19 protein-coding genes and 2 pseudogenes are annotated in these 19,219 nt (G+C 57.4%); 15 read left to right on the plus strand and 6 right to left on the minus strand.

The genetic code is table 11. The features are described 5' to 3' along the window. Positions 1-167: 167 nt before the first annotated feature. Positions 168-314, minus strand: a pseudogene (locus AACG97_RS20840) (DNA-binding response regulator); the annotation flags it as partial. A gap of 353 nt (positions 315-667) precedes the next feature. Here AACG97_RS20840 and AACG97_RS20845 point away from each other — a divergent pair. The 4 genes and pseudogenes from AACG97_RS20845 to AACG97_RS20860 all read left to right on the plus strand — a co-directional run. Further along, complete coding sequence (locus tag AACG97_RS20845; RefSeq protein WP_009684070.1) at positions 668-2,404, plus strand: copper resistance system multicopper oxidase; 1,737 nt, start codon at positions 668-670, stop codon at positions 2,402-2,404. Between the two features lie 14 nt (positions 2,405-2,418). Further along, complete coding sequence (locus AACG97_RS20850; protein WP_009684069.1) at positions 2,419-2,679, plus strand: hypothetical protein; 261 nt, start codon at positions 2,419-2,421, stop codon at positions 2,677-2,679. Then, positions 2,669-3,784: a copper resistance protein B gene (locus AACG97_RS20855; protein WP_225786108.1), complete on the plus strand. Its 1,116-nt coding sequence runs from the start codon at positions 2,669-2,671 to the stop codon at positions 3,782-3,784. Before AACG97_RS20850 ends, AACG97_RS20855 begins: the two co-directional genes overlap by 11 nt. Positions 3,785-3,793: 9 nt before the next feature. Further along, a pseudogene (locus AACG97_RS20860) lies at positions 3,794-4,207 on the plus strand (c-type cytochrome); the annotation flags it as partial. A gap of 67 nt (positions 4,208-4,274) precedes the next feature. Here the strand turns inward: AACG97_RS20860 and AACG97_RS20865 are convergent. The 5 genes from AACG97_RS20865 to AACG97_RS20885 form a co-directional block, all read right to left on the minus strand. Next, positions 4,275-5,738 carry an amidase gene (locus AACG97_RS20865; protein WP_047149755.1) on the minus strand — a complete coding sequence of 488 codons (1,464 nt, stop codon included), beginning with the start codon at positions 5,736-5,738 and terminating at the stop codon, positions 4,275-4,277. Positions 5,739-5,799: 61 nt separating this feature from the next. After that, positions 5,800-6,846, minus strand: coding sequence for an ABC transporter substrate-binding protein (locus AACG97_RS20870; protein ID WP_009684066.1), 1,047 nt, complete (start codon positions 6,844-6,846; stop codon positions 5,800-5,802). 27 nt (positions 6,847-6,873) lie between these two features. Then, complete coding sequence (locus AACG97_RS20875) at positions 6,874-7,680, minus strand: ABC transporter permease (RefSeq protein ID WP_009684065.1); 807 nt, start codon at positions 7,678-7,680, stop codon at positions 6,874-6,876. Further along, on the minus strand, positions 7,680-8,600 hold the full coding sequence (locus AACG97_RS20880) for an ABC transporter permease (protein ID WP_009684064.1): 921 nt from the start codon (positions 8,598-8,600) through the stop codon (positions 7,680-7,682). The genes AACG97_RS20875 and AACG97_RS20880 overlap by 1 nt, the downstream gene beginning before the upstream one ends. Before the next feature lie 15 nt (positions 8,601-8,615). Further along, positions 8,616-9,734 (minus strand): ABC transporter ATP-binding protein, encoded by a 1,119-nt coding sequence (locus tag AACG97_RS20885; protein ID WP_009684063.1) that lies wholly within the window; start codon positions 9,732-9,734, stop codon positions 8,616-8,618. A gap of 221 nt (positions 9,735-9,955) precedes the next feature. Between AACG97_RS20885 and AACG97_RS20890 the strand changes: the two genes are divergently transcribed. From AACG97_RS20890 to AACG97_RS20940, 11 genes are all read left to right on the plus strand, one after another. Next, positions 9,956-10,846 (plus strand): LysR substrate-binding domain-containing protein, encoded by an 891-nt coding sequence (locus tag AACG97_RS20890; RefSeq protein WP_009684062.1) that lies wholly within the window; start codon positions 9,956-9,958, stop codon positions 10,844-10,846. Between the two features lie 457 nt (positions 10,847-11,303). Beyond that, positions 11,304-12,191 carry a ParA family protein gene (locus tag AACG97_RS20895; protein WP_055985452.1) on the plus strand — a complete coding sequence of 296 codons (888 nt, stop codon included), beginning with the start codon at positions 11,304-11,306 and terminating at the stop codon, positions 12,189-12,191. Then, positions 12,184-12,936, plus strand: coding sequence for a hypothetical protein (locus AACG97_RS20900; protein WP_023660690.1), 753 nt, complete (start codon positions 12,184-12,186; stop codon positions 12,934-12,936). The genes AACG97_RS20895 and AACG97_RS20900 overlap by 8 nt, the downstream gene beginning before the upstream one ends. Continuing rightward, on the plus strand, positions 12,933-13,175 hold the full coding sequence (locus AACG97_RS20905; RefSeq protein ID WP_023660691.1) for a hypothetical protein: 243 nt from the start codon (positions 12,933-12,935) through the stop codon (positions 13,173-13,175). Before AACG97_RS20900 ends, AACG97_RS20905 begins: the two co-directional genes overlap by 4 nt. Then, positions 13,175-13,873, plus strand: a complete 699-nt coding sequence (locus AACG97_RS20910; protein WP_031324260.1) for a DUF2786 domain-containing protein — start codon at positions 13,175-13,177, stop codon at positions 13,871-13,873. The genes AACG97_RS20905 and AACG97_RS20910 overlap by 1 nt, the downstream gene beginning before the upstream one ends. Beyond that, positions 13,870-15,216 (plus strand): replicative DNA helicase, encoded by a 1,347-nt coding sequence (gene dnaB / locus AACG97_RS20915; protein ID WP_023660693.1) that lies wholly within the window; start codon positions 13,870-13,872, stop codon positions 15,214-15,216. The genes AACG97_RS20910 and dnaB overlap by 4 nt, the downstream gene beginning before the upstream one ends. A gap of 174 nt (positions 15,217-15,390) precedes the next feature. Beyond that, a complete protein-coding gene (locus AACG97_RS20920; RefSeq protein ID WP_023660694.1) occupies positions 15,391-15,918 on the plus strand; it encodes a hypothetical protein in 528 nt (175 codons plus the stop codon). Next, positions 15,911-16,144, plus strand: coding sequence for a hypothetical protein (locus AACG97_RS20925; protein WP_023660695.1), 234 nt, complete (start codon positions 15,911-15,913; stop codon positions 16,142-16,144). Before AACG97_RS20920 ends, AACG97_RS20925 begins: the two co-directional genes overlap by 8 nt. Continuing rightward, complete coding sequence (gene yejK / locus AACG97_RS20930; protein ID WP_023660696.1) at positions 16,144-17,148, plus strand: nucleoid-associated protein YejK; 1,005 nt, start codon at positions 16,144-16,146, stop codon at positions 17,146-17,148. Before AACG97_RS20925 ends, yejK begins: the two co-directional genes overlap by 1 nt. 10 nt (positions 17,149-17,158) lie before the next feature. Further along, positions 17,159-17,503, plus strand: coding sequence for an Arc family DNA-binding protein (locus tag AACG97_RS20935; RefSeq protein WP_023660697.1), 345 nt, complete (start codon positions 17,159-17,161; stop codon positions 17,501-17,503). Position 17,504: 1 nt separating this feature from the next. Next, positions 17,505-19,211, plus strand: a complete 1,707-nt coding sequence (locus tag AACG97_RS20940; protein WP_023660698.1) for a ParB family protein — start codon at positions 17,505-17,507, stop codon at positions 19,209-19,211. Positions 19,212-19,219: the final 8 nt, after the last annotated feature.

The raw sequence follows: 19,219 nt of genomic DNA on the forward strand, positions 1-19,219 counted from the left end.
CGCTCGTGATACCTCTGGTGGTAAGGACTGAGCTTCGCCGCCATCTCACCTGCCCCTCCCATCTGTCTAGTGTCCACACAAACAACCGGCAAAAATTGCCGCGCGCTTCTTGGAGCTCCTTGACTACTAAAATCAAGGCTCCTGTTAGCTATGGTTCGGGACGCGGTGATCATCAGGTCATATGCCTTGCTCAGCGCGTGCTGCAAGGCATCGCTCCCAGTGACCACACGATGGACTGTAAAGCCTGCCTCTGTCAGCCCTTGCTGCAGGTATGCCCCGTTTTTTGGCCTATCTTCGGCCGCGAGTAACTTCATCAGTTGCGCCCCCTCGGATGCCCTTCGTCTACAGCAAAAGCGGCACCCAACTCGAAGCTGACGGGAAAGTAATCTCGGGCTCAGCTTGCTGACAGTCCGGGTGGCTAGCTTTAGCACTGTGAAAGGCCGGTTGCCGCCCAAAGCGCAAAGCACCCCGGCCATGAGAGCTGCTGAGCTGAGCTTACAGAACTGTAATCACCCCGGAATCTGAACTGTGGCAGCTTGCGGGTATGTCCTCCCTCAATTCTGGTGCTTTGTCGAAAGCTGCGAAGTTTGGGAGAGCTCAATTCATCAGATGGTTGCGGATCTCGCAGCTTGGATATCAGCGATCTACCTGACTGGAACGCAACGGCATGCAAAGCAAAACCACTCGACGTTCATTCGTCAAAGGCCTGGCTGCTACCGGACTACTGGGTGGGATAGGTATGTGGCGCGCGCCGGTCTGGGCCGTAACTAGCCCTGGCCAGCCTAACATAGTGACCGGCACCGACTTCGATCTCTACATCGGGGAGCTCCCGGTGAACATTACCGGTGCAGCTCGAACGGCAATGGCTATCAACGGGTCGCTACCCGGACCGGTACTCCGTTGGCGAGAAGGCGACACAGTCACGCTGCGGGTGCGTAATCGCTTGAAGCAAGATACGTCTATCCACTGGCACGGCATCATTCTACCGGCAAACATGGACGGCGTGCCGGGCTTGAGCTTCCATGGCATCGCACCGGACGGCATGTACGAGTACAAGTTCAAGGTCCATCAGAACGGCACCTACTGGTACCACAGCCATTCGGGCTTCCAAGAGCAGGTTGGTGTTTACGGTGCCCTGATAATCGATGCGATGGATCCCGAGCCTTTCACCTACGACCGTGACTATGTCGTCATGCTGAGTGACTGGACTGACGAAGACCCGGCACGGGTTATGTCCAAGCTAAAAAAGCAGTCGGATTACTACAACTTTCACAAGCGTACCGTTGGCGACTTCGTCGACGACGTGAGCGAAAAAGGTTGGTCTGCCACCTTAGCCGATCGAAAGATATGGGCTGAGATGAAGATGAGCCCAACCGACCTCGCTGATGTGAGCGGGTACACCTATCTCATGAATGGCCAAGCGCCAGACGGAAACTGGACGGGCCTCTTTAAACCAGGCGAGAAAATCCGGCTTCGCTTTATCAACGGCTCGGCGATGACGTATTTCGATGTGCGAATTCCCGGTTTGAAGATGACCGTTGTCGCAGCGGACGGACAGTACGTACAGCCTGTGTCGATCGATGAATTCCGGATTGCCGTTGCCGAAACCTACGATGTCATTGTCGAGCCTGAAAACGAGCAGGCTTACACCATCTTTGCTCAGTCCATGGATCGCACCGGCTATTCAAGGGGTACTTTGGCTGTCCGTGAGGGCCTGCAGGCCCCGGTACCGACGGTAGACCCACGTCCCCTGATCTCCATGGGCGACATGGGGATGGATCATGGCAGCATGGGCGGCATGGACCACGGCAGCATGGCCGGAATGGACCATGGCAAGATGGCTGGTATGGACCACGCCAATAGGGCCGCTAGCGGTGCCATGCAAAGCCATCCCGCCTCCGAATCAAACAACCCCCTGGTCGATATGCAGACCATGACGCCAACGCCGAAGCTGAACGATCCGGGAATCGGGCTTCGCAATAACGGGCGTCGGGTTCTCACGTATTTGGATTTGCGTAGCACCTTCATTGATCCTGACGGCCGTGAACCGGGCCGGACCATCGAGCTGCACCTTACCGGCCATATGGAGAAGTTCGCTTGGTCTTTCGATGGCATCAAGTTCTCTGACGCAGAACCGCTGCGGCTCAAGTATGGGGAGCGTCTGCGAATTACCTTGGTGAATGACACCATGATGACTCACCCCATCCACCTGCACGGAATGTGGAGTGACTTGGAGGATAAAGAAGGCAACTTCATGGTCCGAAAGCATACGATCGATATGCCGCCTGGCTCGAAACGAAGCTATCGCGTTACTGCAGATGCGCTCGGGCGCTGGGCCTATCACTGCCACCTCATGTACCACATGGAGATGGGCATGTTCCGAGAAGTCCGCGTGGACGAATGAACTGGAGATACGAGATGAGCAAACCAATGAAACGAAGCGCCTTTTTCCTGTCTACTGCGATGGTTGGCCTGCTGGCAGCCTACGCCCCGGCTTCCTGGGCCAATGAAAACCATGACCAGCACTCTCAAAAGTCGTCCGACGCAACACAATCGCACGGTTCGAAGAGCAAGCAAGCTCAGGGCATGGACCATGACTCCATGGAAGGCATGGATCACGGCAAAATGATGGAAGCGCATGGCAGCGAAAAAGCTGAGGCAGGAAAAAATGGCCAATAGCGTTCCACGACCATCGCTGCTGGTATTGGCCGCTTCGCTAGGCGTGCTGGGCGTTTCGCCCAGCTTCGCCGCTGAAATGAATCATTCTGGGATAGATCACTCGGCAATGGAGCACGGTGCGATGCAGATGGACGACGTCTCATCACAAAATACCCTGCCAGGCATGGACCACAGCCAGATGGACGCGAGCAAGCAACCTACGCAGCCCGCCTCCGCTGATCACAGCAAAATGGGCCATGCGCAGCCCAAAACGAATGCGGCCTCGATGATTCACGGCAACATGGACCATGGAAGCATGAACGGCATGGACCACGGGTCCATGAAAGGCATGGATCATGGCGCGATGGATCATTCCAAGATGGGACACGGCAAGGTTGATTCACCGAGCACAACCAGCCGTACGCCAATCCCGGTACTCACTGATGCCGACCGCCAGGCTGCCTTCCCCCCGCTTGAGGGGCACAAAATGGATGACAGCGGTACCAACAGCTTTTTCTTGGTTGACCAGCTGGAATACCAGGATGCTGACGCCGGTAGCACGCTTGCCTGGGACGCATCCGGTTGGGTGGGCGGTGACATCAACAGGCTCTGGATTCGCTCGGAGGGCGAGCGTACCAATGGGGTTACTGAAGATGCCGAGCTACAGCTCCTCTATGGCCGCTCCATAAGCCCTTGGTGGGATGTTGTCACCGGCGTCCGACAGGACTTCAAACCGGAAGATCCCCAGACCTGGGCCGCGTTCGGTATTCAGGGTATGGCGCTGTATGACTTCGAAGCGCAAGTCACGGCGTTTATCGGTGAGAACGGTCAAACCGCTGCCCGCCTGGAAGGTGAGTACGACATCCTGCTGACTAATCGTTTGATCCTTCAGCCAACCGCTGAGGCCAATTTCTATGGCAAGAACGATCCGGAACGCGGCTTCGGCTCTGGCCTGGCAAATACGGAAGTTGGGCTACGGTTGCGGTACGAAATTGTCCGCCAGTTCGCACCGTACATAGGCGTCACCTGGAGCCGTTCCTACGGCAAAACCGCCGACTTCATCCGGGATGAAGGTGGGGATGTGGACGAAGCTCGGTTTGTTGCCGGTATTCGGATGTGGTTTTGAGAACTCACTATGAAAAGGACAATTACAACACGGGTGACGGCGGATGCTGTAGGTAGCGCTGCAATGCTTGGCGCTGCTTGCTTCGGTCTCGTGAACGTTGGTGCGGATGTCCCGCGCGTCCCCCGCTGTACAAGCGTTTTTGGCCATGGCGCGTGATCGCTCATTTGAAGTCCGTGCACGCGACATAGACGTCCCAGATCTTGAAGGCCCTACTCATATCCAAGCAGGGGCAGGCAATAACAACGCCATGTGTATCGGATGCCACCTCGCTCCTGGGGTGCAGAAAACAGAACTCAGCCAAGCCCTCTACCCCTCTCCACCAAACCTCACCGAGATCGGCGTAAATGGCGATCCTGCAGCTGCATTCTGGACCATCAAGCGCGGTATCGAAGCCACAGGATGACTGCTTGGGGCAACAGCATGGCAGCTCGCAGTCAGCGTCCGGCGAACTCACCTTCCGAACACCAGCATCAAGGGCGATGGGTCTGAATCAACGCTGAACATCCTGAAGCAATGGAGAAGGATGACGCTTGTACCAATCGCTAGCCCGCTCATAAGCGTGTGCGAGTTGCAGGACCGAAAGGTCGGCCTGATACCGGCCGATAATTTGCAGGCCCATTGGAAGCCCGCTTTCACTGAAACCTGCTTGTACATTTGCTACCGGGCAGCCAGACAATGTGCCAGGGATGACGACCTCCATCCAGCGATGATAGGTGTCCATGGTGATGTCGTTGATAGCCGTCGGCCATGGCAGCGTTTTGTCAAACGGGAAAACCTGGGCACTGGGTAATAGCAAGTAGTCGTACTGCTCGAAAAGCCGCGAGATGGACCGATACCAGTCGCTGCGCGCTACCGATGCGGCGAACACTTCACTGGCTGACAGTTTCAGGCCATTTTCTACCTCCCAGCAGGCTTCCGGCTTGAGCTGAGCGCGCTTTTGCGGGTCGGCATAGGCCGCGCCCAACGAGCCGGCCACCATCCAGTGGCGCAACGTGCGCCAACTGCCCCAAAGCTTCTGGGGGGCGAAGTCTGGTTGTACGGCTTCGATATGGCAGCCTAAACCTTCAAAGTCAGCAAAGGTTTTCTCGCACAGCTCAAGAATGCCCCGTTCCATCGGCAGGTAACCGTTGAAGTCGCCAAGCCAGCCAATGCGCGTACCTTTGAATTCGCGCTCTAGAGGCATGGCGAAGACTGTACCGGATTCGCTGATCGACAACGGTGCTCGCGCATCCCCACCGGCCTGCACCGATAGCAGCAACGCCGCATCCTTCACACTGCGCGCCATCGGGCCTTCGTAACCAAGCTGGTCGAAAAACAGATCCGCACTGTCATCGAACGGCACACGCCCCTGGGAAGGTCTGAACCCGAAGATGTTATTGAACGCCGCCGGGTTACGCAGCGAACCCATCATATCGCTGCCATCGGCCACGGGTACCAGATGCATCGCCAGTGCTGCCGCCGCGCCGCCGCTGCTGCCTCCCGCCGTTTTGCTCAGGTCATACGCGCAAGCGGTAGGGCCGAACAACGGGTTATAGCTTTGCGAACCAAGCCCGAACTCCGGGGTGTTGGTTTTGCCAATTATGATCGCGCCAGCAGCCTTGATCCGCTCGACCATGATGCCGTCGCGCTCGGGCAGGTAATCCTTGAACAACGGTGAACCGAAGGTGGTACGTATCCCTTGCGTCAGTGACAAGTCCTTGATCGCATGAGGCAGGCCATGCATCCAGCCGCGGTATGCACCACGGGCCAGTTCGGCGTCGCGCGCATCGGCTTGAGCCAACAGGCTTTCAGGTGATTGCAGGCTGATCAGCGCATTCACCAGTGGGTTGAAACGTTCGATATGGGCGAGGTAAGTCTGCATGACTTCTCGGCAAGACACCTGGCGCAGGCGAATACGTTCGGCGAGCTCATGGGCCTGCAGCAGGACCAGTTCGCTGATGTGATTGGAATTCATGACTACGGCGCCTTTCAGACGGCTGGAGAAACACCCCGGCCTCGTGCCGGGGCGGCAGTGATCAACGCATCAGGCTGGTCCAGAGACGATCGGCCAGACGGATCGCGCCCTCGCCACAGGTCTTGCTGAACACCACGTGGGTGCCCTCGGGAATGTGCAATTCCGGTGCTTCCTTAAGCGACGCATCGAGAAACGGTTCAACGCCTTTGATCGGGCTTTGGTGCTTGAGGAAACGCTGCGTCATCGCCGAGTTTTCCGGCTGGCTGAGGAAAGCGATGAATGCCTTGGCATTCTCCGGGTGCTTGGCACCGGCGGGGATGACCATATTGTCGACCCATGCCAGTACGCCTTCTTTCGGGTAGAGATACTTCAGCGTCGGCTTCATCTCCCGCGCACGCATGGATGAGCCCCCCCAGAACATCGACATATCGATTTCACCCGAGGCAAGGTTTTCACGAATCGACCCCGCCTTTGAACTGTACGTCTTCACGAACGGCTTTTGTGCCTTGAGCAAGCTCAGAACCTGCTGCATCTGCTTCGAGTCTTCGCTGCACAACGGAATGTTCAGGTACAGGCTGGCCATGTCGACCATGTCACTGACCGAATCGAACATGTTGATCCGCCCCTGCAACTCGGCGGGCGGCTCATATAGAACCTTGTAGCTGTCGGCAGGGCCTTTATAACGTGCGGTGTCCAGCACGATGCTGGTAGTGCCCCAGATGAACGGCATCGAATATGCACCGTCCGGGTCCCAACCCGGATTTTTCAGGTTATCCACTACGCTGGCGTAATAGGGCTGTTTCACCGGGTCGAAGCGCTCCAGCAGGTTTTCCTTGATCAAGATCGGGATGAACTGGTGCGACGGAATCGCCACGTCATACCCCGCACCGCCTTGCTTCAACTTTGCCAGCAGGGTTTCGTTGGAGTCATAGGAATCGACCGTGACCTCAATCCCAGTCTGCTTCTGGAATTTGGCGAGAATCTCTGGCGAGAAATAACCGCTCCAGCTGACCACGTTGAGTTTTTCCGCGGCCTGCACACTGCCGGCCATGACCAGCGGCACACTAACGAACAAATAAGTACCAACGCTTTTTATCCACTTGTTCATGCTATTTCCCCACAGCTCCTAAAAAGTTCAGACGTTCTTTTTGCCCAGCAGGTAAGAGAGGCAGACAAACAGCACCGAGACCCCCAGGATCAGGGTCGACACGGCATTGACGTCGGGTGTCACGCCCATGCGCAACAGGCCGAAGATGAAAATCGGCAAGGTGGTCGTGCCCGCCTGCGAGACCATCATCGAGATCACGAAGTTATCGAGCGAGACGATGAAGGCCAGCATCAGCCCGGAGAAAATCCCCGGCATCAGCAGCGGTAAGGTGACCTTGCGGAAGGTTCGCCACGGCCCGGCGTAGAGGTCCCCGGCAGCCTGTTCCAGGGACAGGTCCATGTCGTTGAGCCGCGCACGAATGGGCAGGTAGGCGAAAGGAATGCAGAACACCGTATGGGCGATGATCAAGTTGCCGTAGCCGAGCGACAGGCCGATGGTGGAAAACAGCGCCAGCGTTGCCACCCCCACGACAATTTCCGGAAGTACCAACGGCAGCATGATCGCGCCCATCGACAGTTGCAGCCCTTTGAACTTGGCGCCCCGTGAAGTACCAAGGGCGGCAAGGGTGGCAAGCGCCGTGGCGATCATGCTCGCGCACACGGCGATCAGCAAACTGTTGCCGGCAGCCTGGCGCAAGGCCTGGTTGGCGAAAGCAGCGCGATACCAGTCAAGGCTGAAACCGGTCCAGACAGTCGCCGACTGATTAGCGTTGAACGAGAACACCACAAGCACCACGATCGGTGCATAAAGGTACAGGTAGAACAGGAGACTGAAGCCACCAAACCCGGGAAAGTCTCGTATGCACAACCCTTGGCGATTGAACAGAGCAAGCATTACGCACCTCCTTTGGCGATGCGCTGGCGCTCGGCGCGCAGGGCATAGATGGTCAGTACCAGCATCACGGCAGCCATCAACACCAGCGAGAGTGCGGCGCCAAACGGCCAGTTACGCGCATCACTGAATTGCCGGAATATCAAGTTGCCGAGCATCATCCGCGTACCACCGCCGAGCAGTTCCGGGGCGATCATCGCACCTAGGCAAGGCACGAAAGTAAGGATGGCCCCAGCGAGAATGCCCGGTTTGGCGATTGGCAAAACCACTTTGCGCAGGGTGCGTACGCGCCCTGCGTACAGGTCTTGAGCAGCTTCGAGCAAGCGAACATCCATCTTTTCCAGCGTCGCGTAGATCGGCAACACCACGAACGGTGCATAGGTGTAGACCAGCCCCAGCAGCACGGCACCGTCGGTGTACAGCAACTGCAACGGCTCATGGATAACGCCCATTCCCATCAAACTGTTATTCACCACCCCGGTGTTGCGCAGCAGCAGAATCCACGCATACGTGCGAATCAACAGGTTGGCCCAGAACGGTACGGTGATCAGGAAGATCAGCAGGCCACGCCGATGGGCCGGCTGCATAGCCAGCCACACCGCCACCGGAAAACCGATCAATAGCGTGATGACCGTGGTCAGGCCGGCGATGCCGACCGAGCGCAGGGCAATGACCAGGTAGGAGTCGGCGAAGACCAGGCTGTCGTCCATTTGCCGTTCAAACAGCAGCGAAATGTAAGCATCGACGCTGAATGCCTTGTTCACCCCGCCGTAGGGGTTGGCTTCCATCAGGGAATAGCCGACGACGATCAGAATCGGCACGATCAGAAACAGGCCGATGGCGAGCAGTGCCGGGCTGACCCCGAGTAAACTGTGCAAACGCTTGCGGCGTTCCAGCGTGTTGGCAATCGGTAAGGCGTGCATGACAACTCCTCGGGCTCAATCGTGCAGGACGCTGGCGCTTCCCTGATCGAACAGCAGACCGGCCTGACTGCCGACGACAAAGCGCAGGCTCTGGTCGACGCTGTTGGGGGTGCGTACGGTGAGGCGCGCCCCGTCGCTGAGGCTGACCTGATATTGCAGGTCGGTACCCAGATAAATCTGCGCTTCGATCCGGCACGGCAGTGCCGCTTCAGTATCGGCAGGCACCAGGTGGAGCCGCTCAGGGCGCACCGAGAGGGTCACCCGGGCCCCGACGGTTACGTCTGCGCACGCTTGCGCCGGTAACGGATGACCGGCTGGGCCGGTAAACCATGCCTGGCCCGCCTGTGCATGGGTGACAGTGCCTTCGATGAAGTTGGTTTCACCAATGAAGTCGGCGACAAAGCGATTGCGCGGCCGCTCGTAGATGTCCTCCGGTCTGCCAACCTGCTGGACTTCGCCTTCGGACAATACGGCGATACGGTCGGACATGGTCAGCGCCTCCTCTTGGTCGTGCGTGACGAAGATGAAGGTGATACCGGTCTTGGCCTGAATGCTTTTAAGCTCTTCGCGCATGGCTTGGCGCAGCTTTAGGTCGAGTGCCGACAGCGGCTCATCGAGCAGCAGAACTTTTGGATGCGGTGCCAGTGCACGGGCCAGCGCCACACGTTGCTGCTGACCGCCAGACAACTGAGCAGGCTTGCGATTGGCAAAGCGTTGCATCTGCACCAGCGCGAGCATCTCGTCAACCCGGTCGGCGACCTGTGCTTTATTGAACATTTTGCCCATGGGGTGTGATTCAAGGCCGAACGCCAGGTTCTCGGCGATGGTCATGTGCGGGAACAGTGCATAATGCTGGAACACTGTGTTGACCGGGCGCTGGAACGGCGGAAGATCGGCGATGTTCTCGCCGTAAAGCATGATCTGGCCTTCGGTAGGGAACTCGAAGCCAGCGATCATCCGCAGCAGGGTGGTTTTGCCGCAGCCAGAAGGGCCGAGCAGGGTAAAGAATTCGTTATCGTGAATGTCCAACTCGACGTTTTTCAATGCCACCGGGCCGGTGTTCGGATCACCGTAGACCTTGCGGACCGAGCGGATCGACACCGCCAGCGTTTGCAGCGAATGCAGGGCATTCATGCGTAACCTCCGATTCCCCCATCGCCTACGGTTGCGCTGCGGATCAGGCAATCAGTCGGGCCATGGATGTTATTTTTTTGGCAGGATCGAAAATGCGAACGGGGTGAAAACAGTTTTTTTGTTCTGCTGTGGCTCGATTATCAGTTAGGGCTTGCGCGGGGCGATACTTCAATTTAAACATGGCGGCTGTTAGTTAATTTAATAGCAAAGGTGCCAGTAACATGTCAGCCCACCGCCTGCCGCCGCTCAATGCGGTGCGTGCATTTGATGCAGCCGCCCGTCTGGGCAGTTATGTGGAGGCCTCCAAAGCTCTGCACGTGACCCAGCCGGCGATTGGCCGACACGTAAAGTTGCTTGAAGACTGGCTAGGCATTCAACTGTTTGAGCGTACCTCTCGCGGTGTCAACCTTACCCCGGCTGGGGAGAAGTACCACCGCAAGATCGCTGCCGCCCTGCAGTTGATCATGGAAGCCGGCAAGGAAGCGCAACCCAAAGAGGCCGAACGCTGGCTGCGGATCATGGTGGTACCGGGGTTTGCCAAGCGCTGGCTGATGCCTCGTATTGAACGCATGCGCCAGTTACGGCCGGGTTTGAAGTTCGCAATTGAACCCAATTCGACATTCACCGAGGTAGACAAAAAAACGACCGACCTTGGTATTGTCTATGGCATGGAGAACGAGTATGCGAACTGCCGCGCCACCCTGGTCTGCCCGAGGGTTTTCCCAATCTGCACCCCGGCCTACCTCGCCAGTGTCGGGCCTCTTTCAGCGCCAGTGGACCTTGTGAAACATAACCTTATCCACGTCGATAACGGTGAGTGGTGGAATCTCTGGTTTACCGCTCACGGTTTAGAGTTTCACCTCGATTCAGATATTCTCTACGTCAACAATGACCATGCCTTATCCGTGGCTGAAAGCGGTCAGGGTATTGCGCTGGCTAACGAAGTACTGGTGAGAAACGAGCTCGATGCAGGCAGGCTGGTAAAGGCGGTGAATACTGAAGTGAGGCTCGAGAGTTACAGGGTACTGACGCCATCTGGCGAGCTTTCCGAGGACGCCAACTGGTTCATAGACTGGCTCCAGACGGAACTGAACAATGAATTTGGAAGCTAGGTGAATTCAGCCTGGCGAGCGTACGTTTGGGCAATACGTGATATGCCTGGGCGAAAAACCATGATCTGCCTCCGCTAAGAGCCTGTCTTACATGATTTTTCTTTGAGCACTGGGTGCAGGTTGGTCAGGCGTGAAGGCAGGTACTTACGCTGAATGAACCAAAGAAAAAGCCCGCGAACCTGTGCAGGCTGCGGGCTAATTCATATTGATGTCACACTGAAGCGCCTCGAGGTTCGCTCCAGACGGCTGCAAGACTAGAAACTGGCTGGCAAGCCCCCTCTCAAGCACTCACGAACCGCTGTGAATATGGTGGGTCGTGTAGGATTCGAACCTACGACCAATTGGTTAAAAGACAATTGGGATCTAGGCCGAAATTTCCACCTAGGGAGGGGTTTTAAGCACCATTCCAGCGCCTAGCTAAGCAGCCTCTAATGAAATCCACATTAGAGGCATGGCAATGACACATCCGAAGAAAGCAAGACGAGCAGGTAAGGTTTCCACCAAAGGCGGCACCGGTAAATCCACTGGATCCACCAATCTGGGGGCATTCACTGCAGACGCCGGGCTGCGCACCCTCCTCATCGATCTGGACCCCGTCCAGCCTTCCGCATCCTCCTATTTCCCCCTGGAGTACACCGCCCCGGGCGGCATTTTCGAGCTGCTGTCGTACAACGAGACCGACCCGGCCAAGATCATCTCCCGCACGTCGATCAAGAATCTCGACGTCATCATCTCGAACGACGCCAACAACCAGCTCAACAACCTCATACTGCAGGCGCCTGATGGCAGACTGCGACTAGCCAACCTGATGTCGGCTTTCGATGCCAATTACGACCTCATCCTCTTTGATACCCAGGGCGCCCGCTCTGCGATGTTGGAGATGGTCGTTCTTGCATCCGACATCATCCTCTCCCCCCTCCCCCCGAACATGTTGGCCGCGCGCGAATTCAGCCGTGGGACCATCCATATGATGGATGGCTTGCGCAGTTACGCACGCCTCGGCCTCACCATTCCCCACATCAACATCATCATCAACGGCCTGGATGAAACTGCTGACGCACGCGAGATCCACCGTACCGTCCGTGAAATTTTCGACGGGAACCCTGACTACACCGTCCTGCAATCGATCATCCCAGATGCCGTCATCTTCAAGAAAGCCGCGAGCCAAGGCGTGCCAGCGCATCGGCTTGAATATCGTCAACCGTCGAACCGTAAGTCGCCGTCGGCGCTGAACGTCATCCGCAACCTGGCTATCGAGGCGTTCCCAGAATGGAAAGACCGCTTCGAGGCAATGACCGAAGAGCGTGTTGCCGAGATCGCCAAGGAGGCCCGCCGCGATGAGTAAGCACGCGATAACCGAGGCTGCCGGGATCACGGCCGATGAAGTCCTCAGGATTGGGAAACTCTACAGCTCCAATGAGTTACGCGGCATCCAGAAAAAGCTGACATCCGCGTCTGGAGACCTGCACAAGCTAGCCAACGGTTGGAAGATGGGTGCCGGCTTGCTCGGATCGCTCGGTGACCTTCTGAGCATTGAACAGCGCGATCTACTGCGTAGTGCCGCACAACTCGTTGATTCGATCGGTCACAACGTGACCCATGCGAAGGAAAAGCGCGTTCGTTCCGAGAAAGAAACGAAACGCCGGCAAGATGCGCGTGATGCTCAGTCGAAACAGCTGGTAGCCCGTACGTTCCCCTTGCCTACCGAAACTCACGAAGAACTGCTGGAGACGATCAAAGCCGCACTCATTCTGAATCGTGCACGGCAGTTAAACACCTCCTACAACCCTTCTGAATTCAACGTTTACATCAGAAACGAGCTGAAGACACCTGCTCGGCTCCATGGGCATTCAGTGGAGCAACACCGAGCAGGTAATGTCAGATCACTCCGCTACTTCATGATCAGCGACCTGACCAGCCACCTTGCTTATGACGATGGTTCATCGGTTGAGGAACGCCTGCGGCTCCTGCAGGAGAAAGTGGCCGAAGCTGTAGGCTTGGCTGCCTTGACAGCAGACGAACGCGAGACCCTTCGCCTCTGGCAAGAGGCCTTGGTGCCTGCAGCGGACAGGCAGGAGGGCCAAGCATGAGCTTTGCCCTCATATCTCAATTCGCGGGCTCGCTTTGCCTGTATCTCATGAACTGCTCTGTGGCACTGGCCACTGCCTATGGCTTGGGCTCGATCTTCAAAGCCCCCCATGTCGAGCTCGCGTTGCAGGGAGCGGTCTACTCAGCCTATGCGCTCTGTGTCTTCGGCGTACTGAACTCCCTGGCCTTGATCGCATCCGCGCTGCGCAGCCGACCTCGCCGCGCCGGGGAGAGTTCATGATGGACAAGCAGAAGATCCTCGACAAGGTCACCAAGCTGATGTCCTTGGCCAATAGTCCGGGGGCAAACACGAACGAGGCCGCAACCGCATTGCGCCAGGCCCGCTCGCTCATGGCCAAGTACAACATCGAGTCCGACGAACTTCGAGCCAGCCAGGTTCTAGAAACAAGCGTCCCCACTGGCACTCGCCGCTCCCCCGCTGATTGGCTGCACTCCCTGGCCGCAACGTGCGCAGCCGCTTTCGACTGCAGCCACCTCTCCTACTACCACCCATTGAAAGGGTACTGCTTCAAGTTCCTGGGCAAGGGTATCGGCCCGGATCTGGCTGCTTATGCCTACAGCAGCCTCGTCCTGCAACTGCAGAAAGCACGTCGCGAGCATGTCTCGCAGCAGAAACGGTGTCAGCTGAAGACCAAACGACGTCGCGGCCAACTCTTTGCTGAGGGCTGGATCGGGGCAGTGGCCTACAAAGTTCGAGAATTCGCTGGTGACCTAGCCCCAGATATCCAGGCTGATATCAGTGCCTACTTGACCTTACATCACCCTGAGTTGAAGCGCTTCGACATCACGCCAAGCGAAGCCAAGGGCCACGATCGTAGCTCGCTGTACGAAGGAATTAAGCAGGGTCAGCGTGCTCAGCTCCACCGGGGAGTAGGCCGCAGTGAACAGCCAGGAATTGCCCAGGGAGGTGCCAGATGACCGATCTGATCCTTTCCCCTCCTCATTCCGTCGAGGCTGAACAAGGCGTTCTGGGCGGGCTGATGCTGGACAACGAAGCCTGGGATCTGGTCGGTGATCTACTGCAGGCCGACGACTTTTTTCTATCCCAACACAGGCTGATCTTCACTGCCATCCAGGAGCTGTCAGAGAAAAACAGCCCATTCGATATAGTGACGATTTTTGAGGCGATGGCCATCCCTGAGGAGGTTGGAGGCCTCTCCTACCTGGCAGAGCTGGCCAAGAACACTCCGTCTGTAGCGAATATCCGGTCGTATGCTGAGATCGTGCGCAACCGCGCCCATCTCCGCCGCATCATGTCCCTGTGTTTTCAGGGGACTCGGGACGCTGCTGAACTCGCCGCTGACGCGGCTGAGGTCCAGGACACGCTAGAGCAGAAGCTGTTTAAGCTGGGCGAAGGTCGTGTGGTTAGCGAATTCACCGACATGAATGAGGCATTGCTCTCTGTCGTCGACAAGATCGACGCCAATTTCAATGGCCATGTGACCGTGACCGGTGTGCCGACCGGGATCACCGATCTTGACGAGATGACCCGTGGTTTGCAGCCAGCCGATCTGATCATCGTAGGCGCGCGCCCCTCCATGGGCAAAACCTCGTTCTGCTTGAGCACCGTCGATGCTGCGCTGACCAATTCGCCTGACAAGATCGTGCTGGTTTTCAGCATGGAGATGCCTACCGAGGCCCTGATTTATCGAATGCTGGCCATTCTGGGCCACATCGATCTGAGCAGGCTACTTTCGGGTCAGCTGCAGGATGAGGACTGGCCCAAACTATCAGCCGCCGTCCATCGCATGAACGCCTATGGCAACCGACTGGTCATCGATGACAGCGCGAACCTGACCCCTGCCGCTATGCGAGCCAAGGTTCGACGTGCTAGCCGGCGTTTCGGGAAGCCTTGCTTGATCATGGCGGACTACCTGCAGCTCATGCGGAGTCCTGGTCAAGAAAACAGGGTCAACGAAATCAGCGAAATATCCCGATCACTGAAGGGGATCGCCAAGGAATTCAACTGCCCGTTCATGGCCCTCTCCCAGCTCAATCGGGACCTCGAGCGCCGTCCCAATAAGCGCCCTGTGAATGCTGATCTACGGGACAGCGGGGCTATCGAGCAGGACGCGGACCTCATCCTCTTTGTCTATCGGGACGAGGTGTACAACGAGGACACCGAACTCAAAGGCGTTGCCGAACTGATCATTGGTAAACACCGCAATGGCCCCGTCGGCTATGTCCGGGCTGCCTTCATCGCCAACCAAACCCGATTCGCAAACCTCACTGCCGATCATTGGCAAGGAGCTGCCGCATGACGTCCATGCAACCCCATCCGATTACGCATGCCTGCCATAGCTGTGGCCGGCACTTCGCACTGCATCAAGTACGGCAGGTGCATCCCGCCGAGCACACCCCTGAAGGTGAGGCAGAGGTCCTGGTATGCCCGGTCTGCGGCAGCTACGACCTCAATCCTCTTTCGGAGGTGCCCAATGCAAGTTGAGCAGATCTACCCTTCGATCCCTGCGATCGCAAACACCGACCAGTCGGCCTTGGCCTTTGCGCACCACTCTGGCGTCAACGCGGTTTGGCTGGATGCTCTCGGCCAGGTTATCTCACGGCTCACCCAGTTCGGTGAAACCACGGTGCCTGTTGAGCTGAATGAGGCTATGCAAGAGCTTGCCCGGCTGCAGTACATCGAGCTGGAAAGCCATGATGCTGGAACGCTGGCAGCGACCCTTCTTGGCCAACCAGCCCTGCTGACCAACTATTTCTGGTCCGTATGGGTACCAAGACATCTCCTGAGCTGCGGTCTGAAGGTGGCAGTAACCCCCTATCTGACCAGCTCCGATGACGAGGCTCATCATTGCACCGTGGTCTTCCGCATTCCTGGATCGCGCGAAACAGCACGTGAGTTCCTCACCGACCTGGCCACTCAATACCCCGGCTGCACTCCGGAAATCGTGGCCATCCAAGCCGGTGATGCGCTTTGCCAGAAGGAGGCCGGATCCAATGCGTAACCTCCTTCGCGGCGCGCACGACAGTGTTCGCCGGCTTGCCGAATTCGCCCTCTCCGAAGGCTGGACTCTCTCCCGCTCCAACAGCGGGCATCTGAAATTCAGCAAGTCCGGCTTTACACCGATCTTCACGTCTTGCACGCCCAGCGACCGCCGTACCGAGCGCAATACTCGAGCGCTGCTCCGCCGTGCCGAGGCCCAAAACAACATGTCCCGGGGGATTCAATAATGCCAATCCGACATGCAATCGTTCACCAGCTCGATAAGCAGCCCGACGGCAACCCGGCCGTACTTCACGCTCGTGACACAGAGCTACCGGCTACGGATGCCGTCGAGAACCTCCAGGCCGACCTGAACGACAGCTACAACGCCAAGCAAGGCAAAGCGTGGGGCTTCTTCCATGGGGAGTCGGGTGCGTACCCATTCAGCGGTTGGCTGAAACAGTACCTGGAGGAGCAGCAAGACTTCACCAGCTTCAGCCGTGTGTCTGTCGAACACCTGCAGAAATTGATTGAAGAGGTCAACCTGTCTACCGGCGGCCACGTGCTCTTCAGCCATTACCAACAAGGCCTGACTGAATACCTGATGATCGCTGTCCTCCAGCAGGTCGAAACCGTCGGCCTCGACGGTGATCTTAATGTTGTCGCCTCTCGCTACCTGGACACCAGCAACTTCTCCTGCGCGGCCCGGATCAACCTGAGCGAGTGGCGCAACAACCCAAACTCGAAGCAGTACATTTCTTTCGTTAAAGGCAAAAACGGCAGGAAGAGTTCGGACTACTTCCGCGACTTCATCGGGTGCCAAGAAGGCGTCGACGGGCCAGGTGAAACCCGCACGCTTCTCAAAGCATTCACCGATTACGTCGAGAAAGAAGATCTCCCAGAAGAAAGCGCCCGGGAGAAAACCCACGCGCTGCTCGACTATGCCACCACCCAAACGAAGCTGGGGCAGCCCCTCTCTCTTCAAGAGCTGTCCCAGACCCTCGATGAAGACCGCCCTCAGGCGTTTTATGACCACATCCGCAATAGCGACTACGGCCTATCCCCGGAGATCCCGGCCGATAAGCGCACTCTCAACCAGTTCCGCCGTTTCACCGGCCGCGCCGAAGGTCTGTCGATCAGCTTTGAGGCGCACCTACTCGGTTCCAACGTCACCTACGACGCCGACACCGGCTCGCTGACGATCAAGAACCTGCCCACTCAGCTCACCGACCAACTCAAGCGCCGCCAGTAAGGAGAACACCATGAACGCAACCAATTCCCGCACCGCTGACAAATTTGTGGTTCGCCTGCCTGATGGCATGCGTGAACGTGTCGCTCAAGTCGCCCGCGACAACCATCGCTCTATGAACAGCGAGATTATTGAGCGTCTTGAGCAATCGCTGCTCAATGACCAACACAATACTGCTCAGGTCCAGGCCGGTTCAGCAGACGACAATCTCAAGTCAGAGCTGGTTCGCGCTTACAAGATCATCGATCGCCTGCTGCAAAACGCCGTTCCTACACAGGCCGACATCCAGGAGGTGTTGCACCTGGTCCGCAAGCAAACTCCACTGGGTCTGTCCCACATTGCTGCGGTAGGAGCTTGATATGGCCGCTACAGACCTCAAAGCCAAGCTCCTGGCTCCAGGCTTCAGCCCTACAGGCTCCACCGCCGCCATGAGCGACCCTATCGCTGATACCCCACTCGTGCTGAGCATCGACGAGGTCCTCCCTTGGGAGGACAACCCTCGTACCACCCGTAACCCTCGGTACGATGAACTCAAGGAGTCGATACGCAACCGCGGCCTCGACACCCCCCCGCCTGTAACTCGCCGGCCAGGGGAAGAGAAGTACCGTATTCGCAACGGTGGCAATACTCGCATCTCGATCTTGAAGGAGCTGTTCCAAGAGACCAACGACCCGCTGTACCAGCGCCTCCACGTGCTGTTCCGCCCTTGGGACCAAGCCCGCGGTGAGATCATCATGCTCACCGGCCACTTAGCTGAGGATCTCAAGGGTGAACTCAAGTTCATCGAGCGCGCCGTGGGTGTGGGGAACGCAAAAGCGCTGTATGAATCCGAGAGTGGGGAGGTGATTGGGATTCGAGAACTCTCTCGCCGTCTGACGAAGGACGGATACCCAATCTCTCCTTCTCATATCAGCAGGATGCTAGACACGGTTCAGCACCTGCTCCCTGCCGTACCTGCTCTCCTCTACAATGGTCTCGGCAAGCCACAGATCGAGAAAATACTGTCGTTAAGGAAGTCAGCACTGGCCTGCTGGGACAAGCACTACAGCAATGAAGGCGTCGACTTCGAGATGTTGTTCCAGGACGTCCTTGCCCAGTTCGAAGGCGAGGCAGAAGAGTTCCTGTTCCAGCGTTTCCAGGACGAGCTCATCGGCACGATGAAAAAATCGCTGCTGTTGGGCTATGAGGACATCTTGCTGGAGATCACTCAACAGCAGGACAAGCTTCGTCGCTCGACGCCGGTGGTTGAATTGCCGATCACCAGTTCGACGTCCACTCCACCCGCGCCTGCGCCAGGCACTGGGGCAGGCCCTACCCTTCCGCCATCGCAACAACCATCTGAAGGTACTGGTCGCTCGCAGCGGTCTCCGCATACACCACCCCAGCCAGCAGCCCCAGCGCCGGGAGCCTTGCTCACACCAGAGGAGCAGCAGGAGCGAGTTGCAGGGCACATTGCGTCCCCAGCGAATCTCAGCCAGCGAGTGATCGAGACCAAAGCGAAGGTTGCCGCCCTCAGTGGGGAAACCCTACCCGATTTCAACGCGAACTGTCTGGTCGCCATTCCCGTACAGGCCGGGGGACTGCACCCCATCACAGACCTTTGGTACATCGAGCGGCAGATTGACCAAGCTGCAGAATTGCGCAACCAGGTAGCCCAGCTGGCAGTTGAGATTCTCGAGTCCGTCAACGGCCCAGGCGATATCCAGGCAATCGATGGCGGGATCGGTTTCAAATACAAACAGCCCGACACCGATGTCGAAATCACTGCAACAGCTCAACATACCGTGACGCTGCTTCAGTCATTGAGCGGAGCCATGGCTATCGCTCTGAAAATGCTGAACGAGCAACCAGATCCTGCCAGCGCATTAGGTGAGTTTGAATTTGCAGCCGGGTTAGGACAACTGCTGCTGGGCCAGCCCTTGAGTACTGAACAGTCTCCAGGAGACGACGGCCGTTTGAGCGACGGCGCGCTGGTCAAACTGTTCCGCATCATTCGACTGGCTCGCCGGTTGATCGACTTGGAAATCGAAGAGTTCAAACGGTCCTCGGAAGCCCAGGGCATCTGAACACTCGA

It is taken from the genome of Pseudomonas sp. Nvir (assembly GCF_963778085.1).
In the GTDB taxonomy this organism is placed as follows: Bacteria; Pseudomonadota; Gammaproteobacteria; order Pseudomonadales; family Pseudomonadaceae; genus Aquipseudomonas; species Aquipseudomonas juntendi.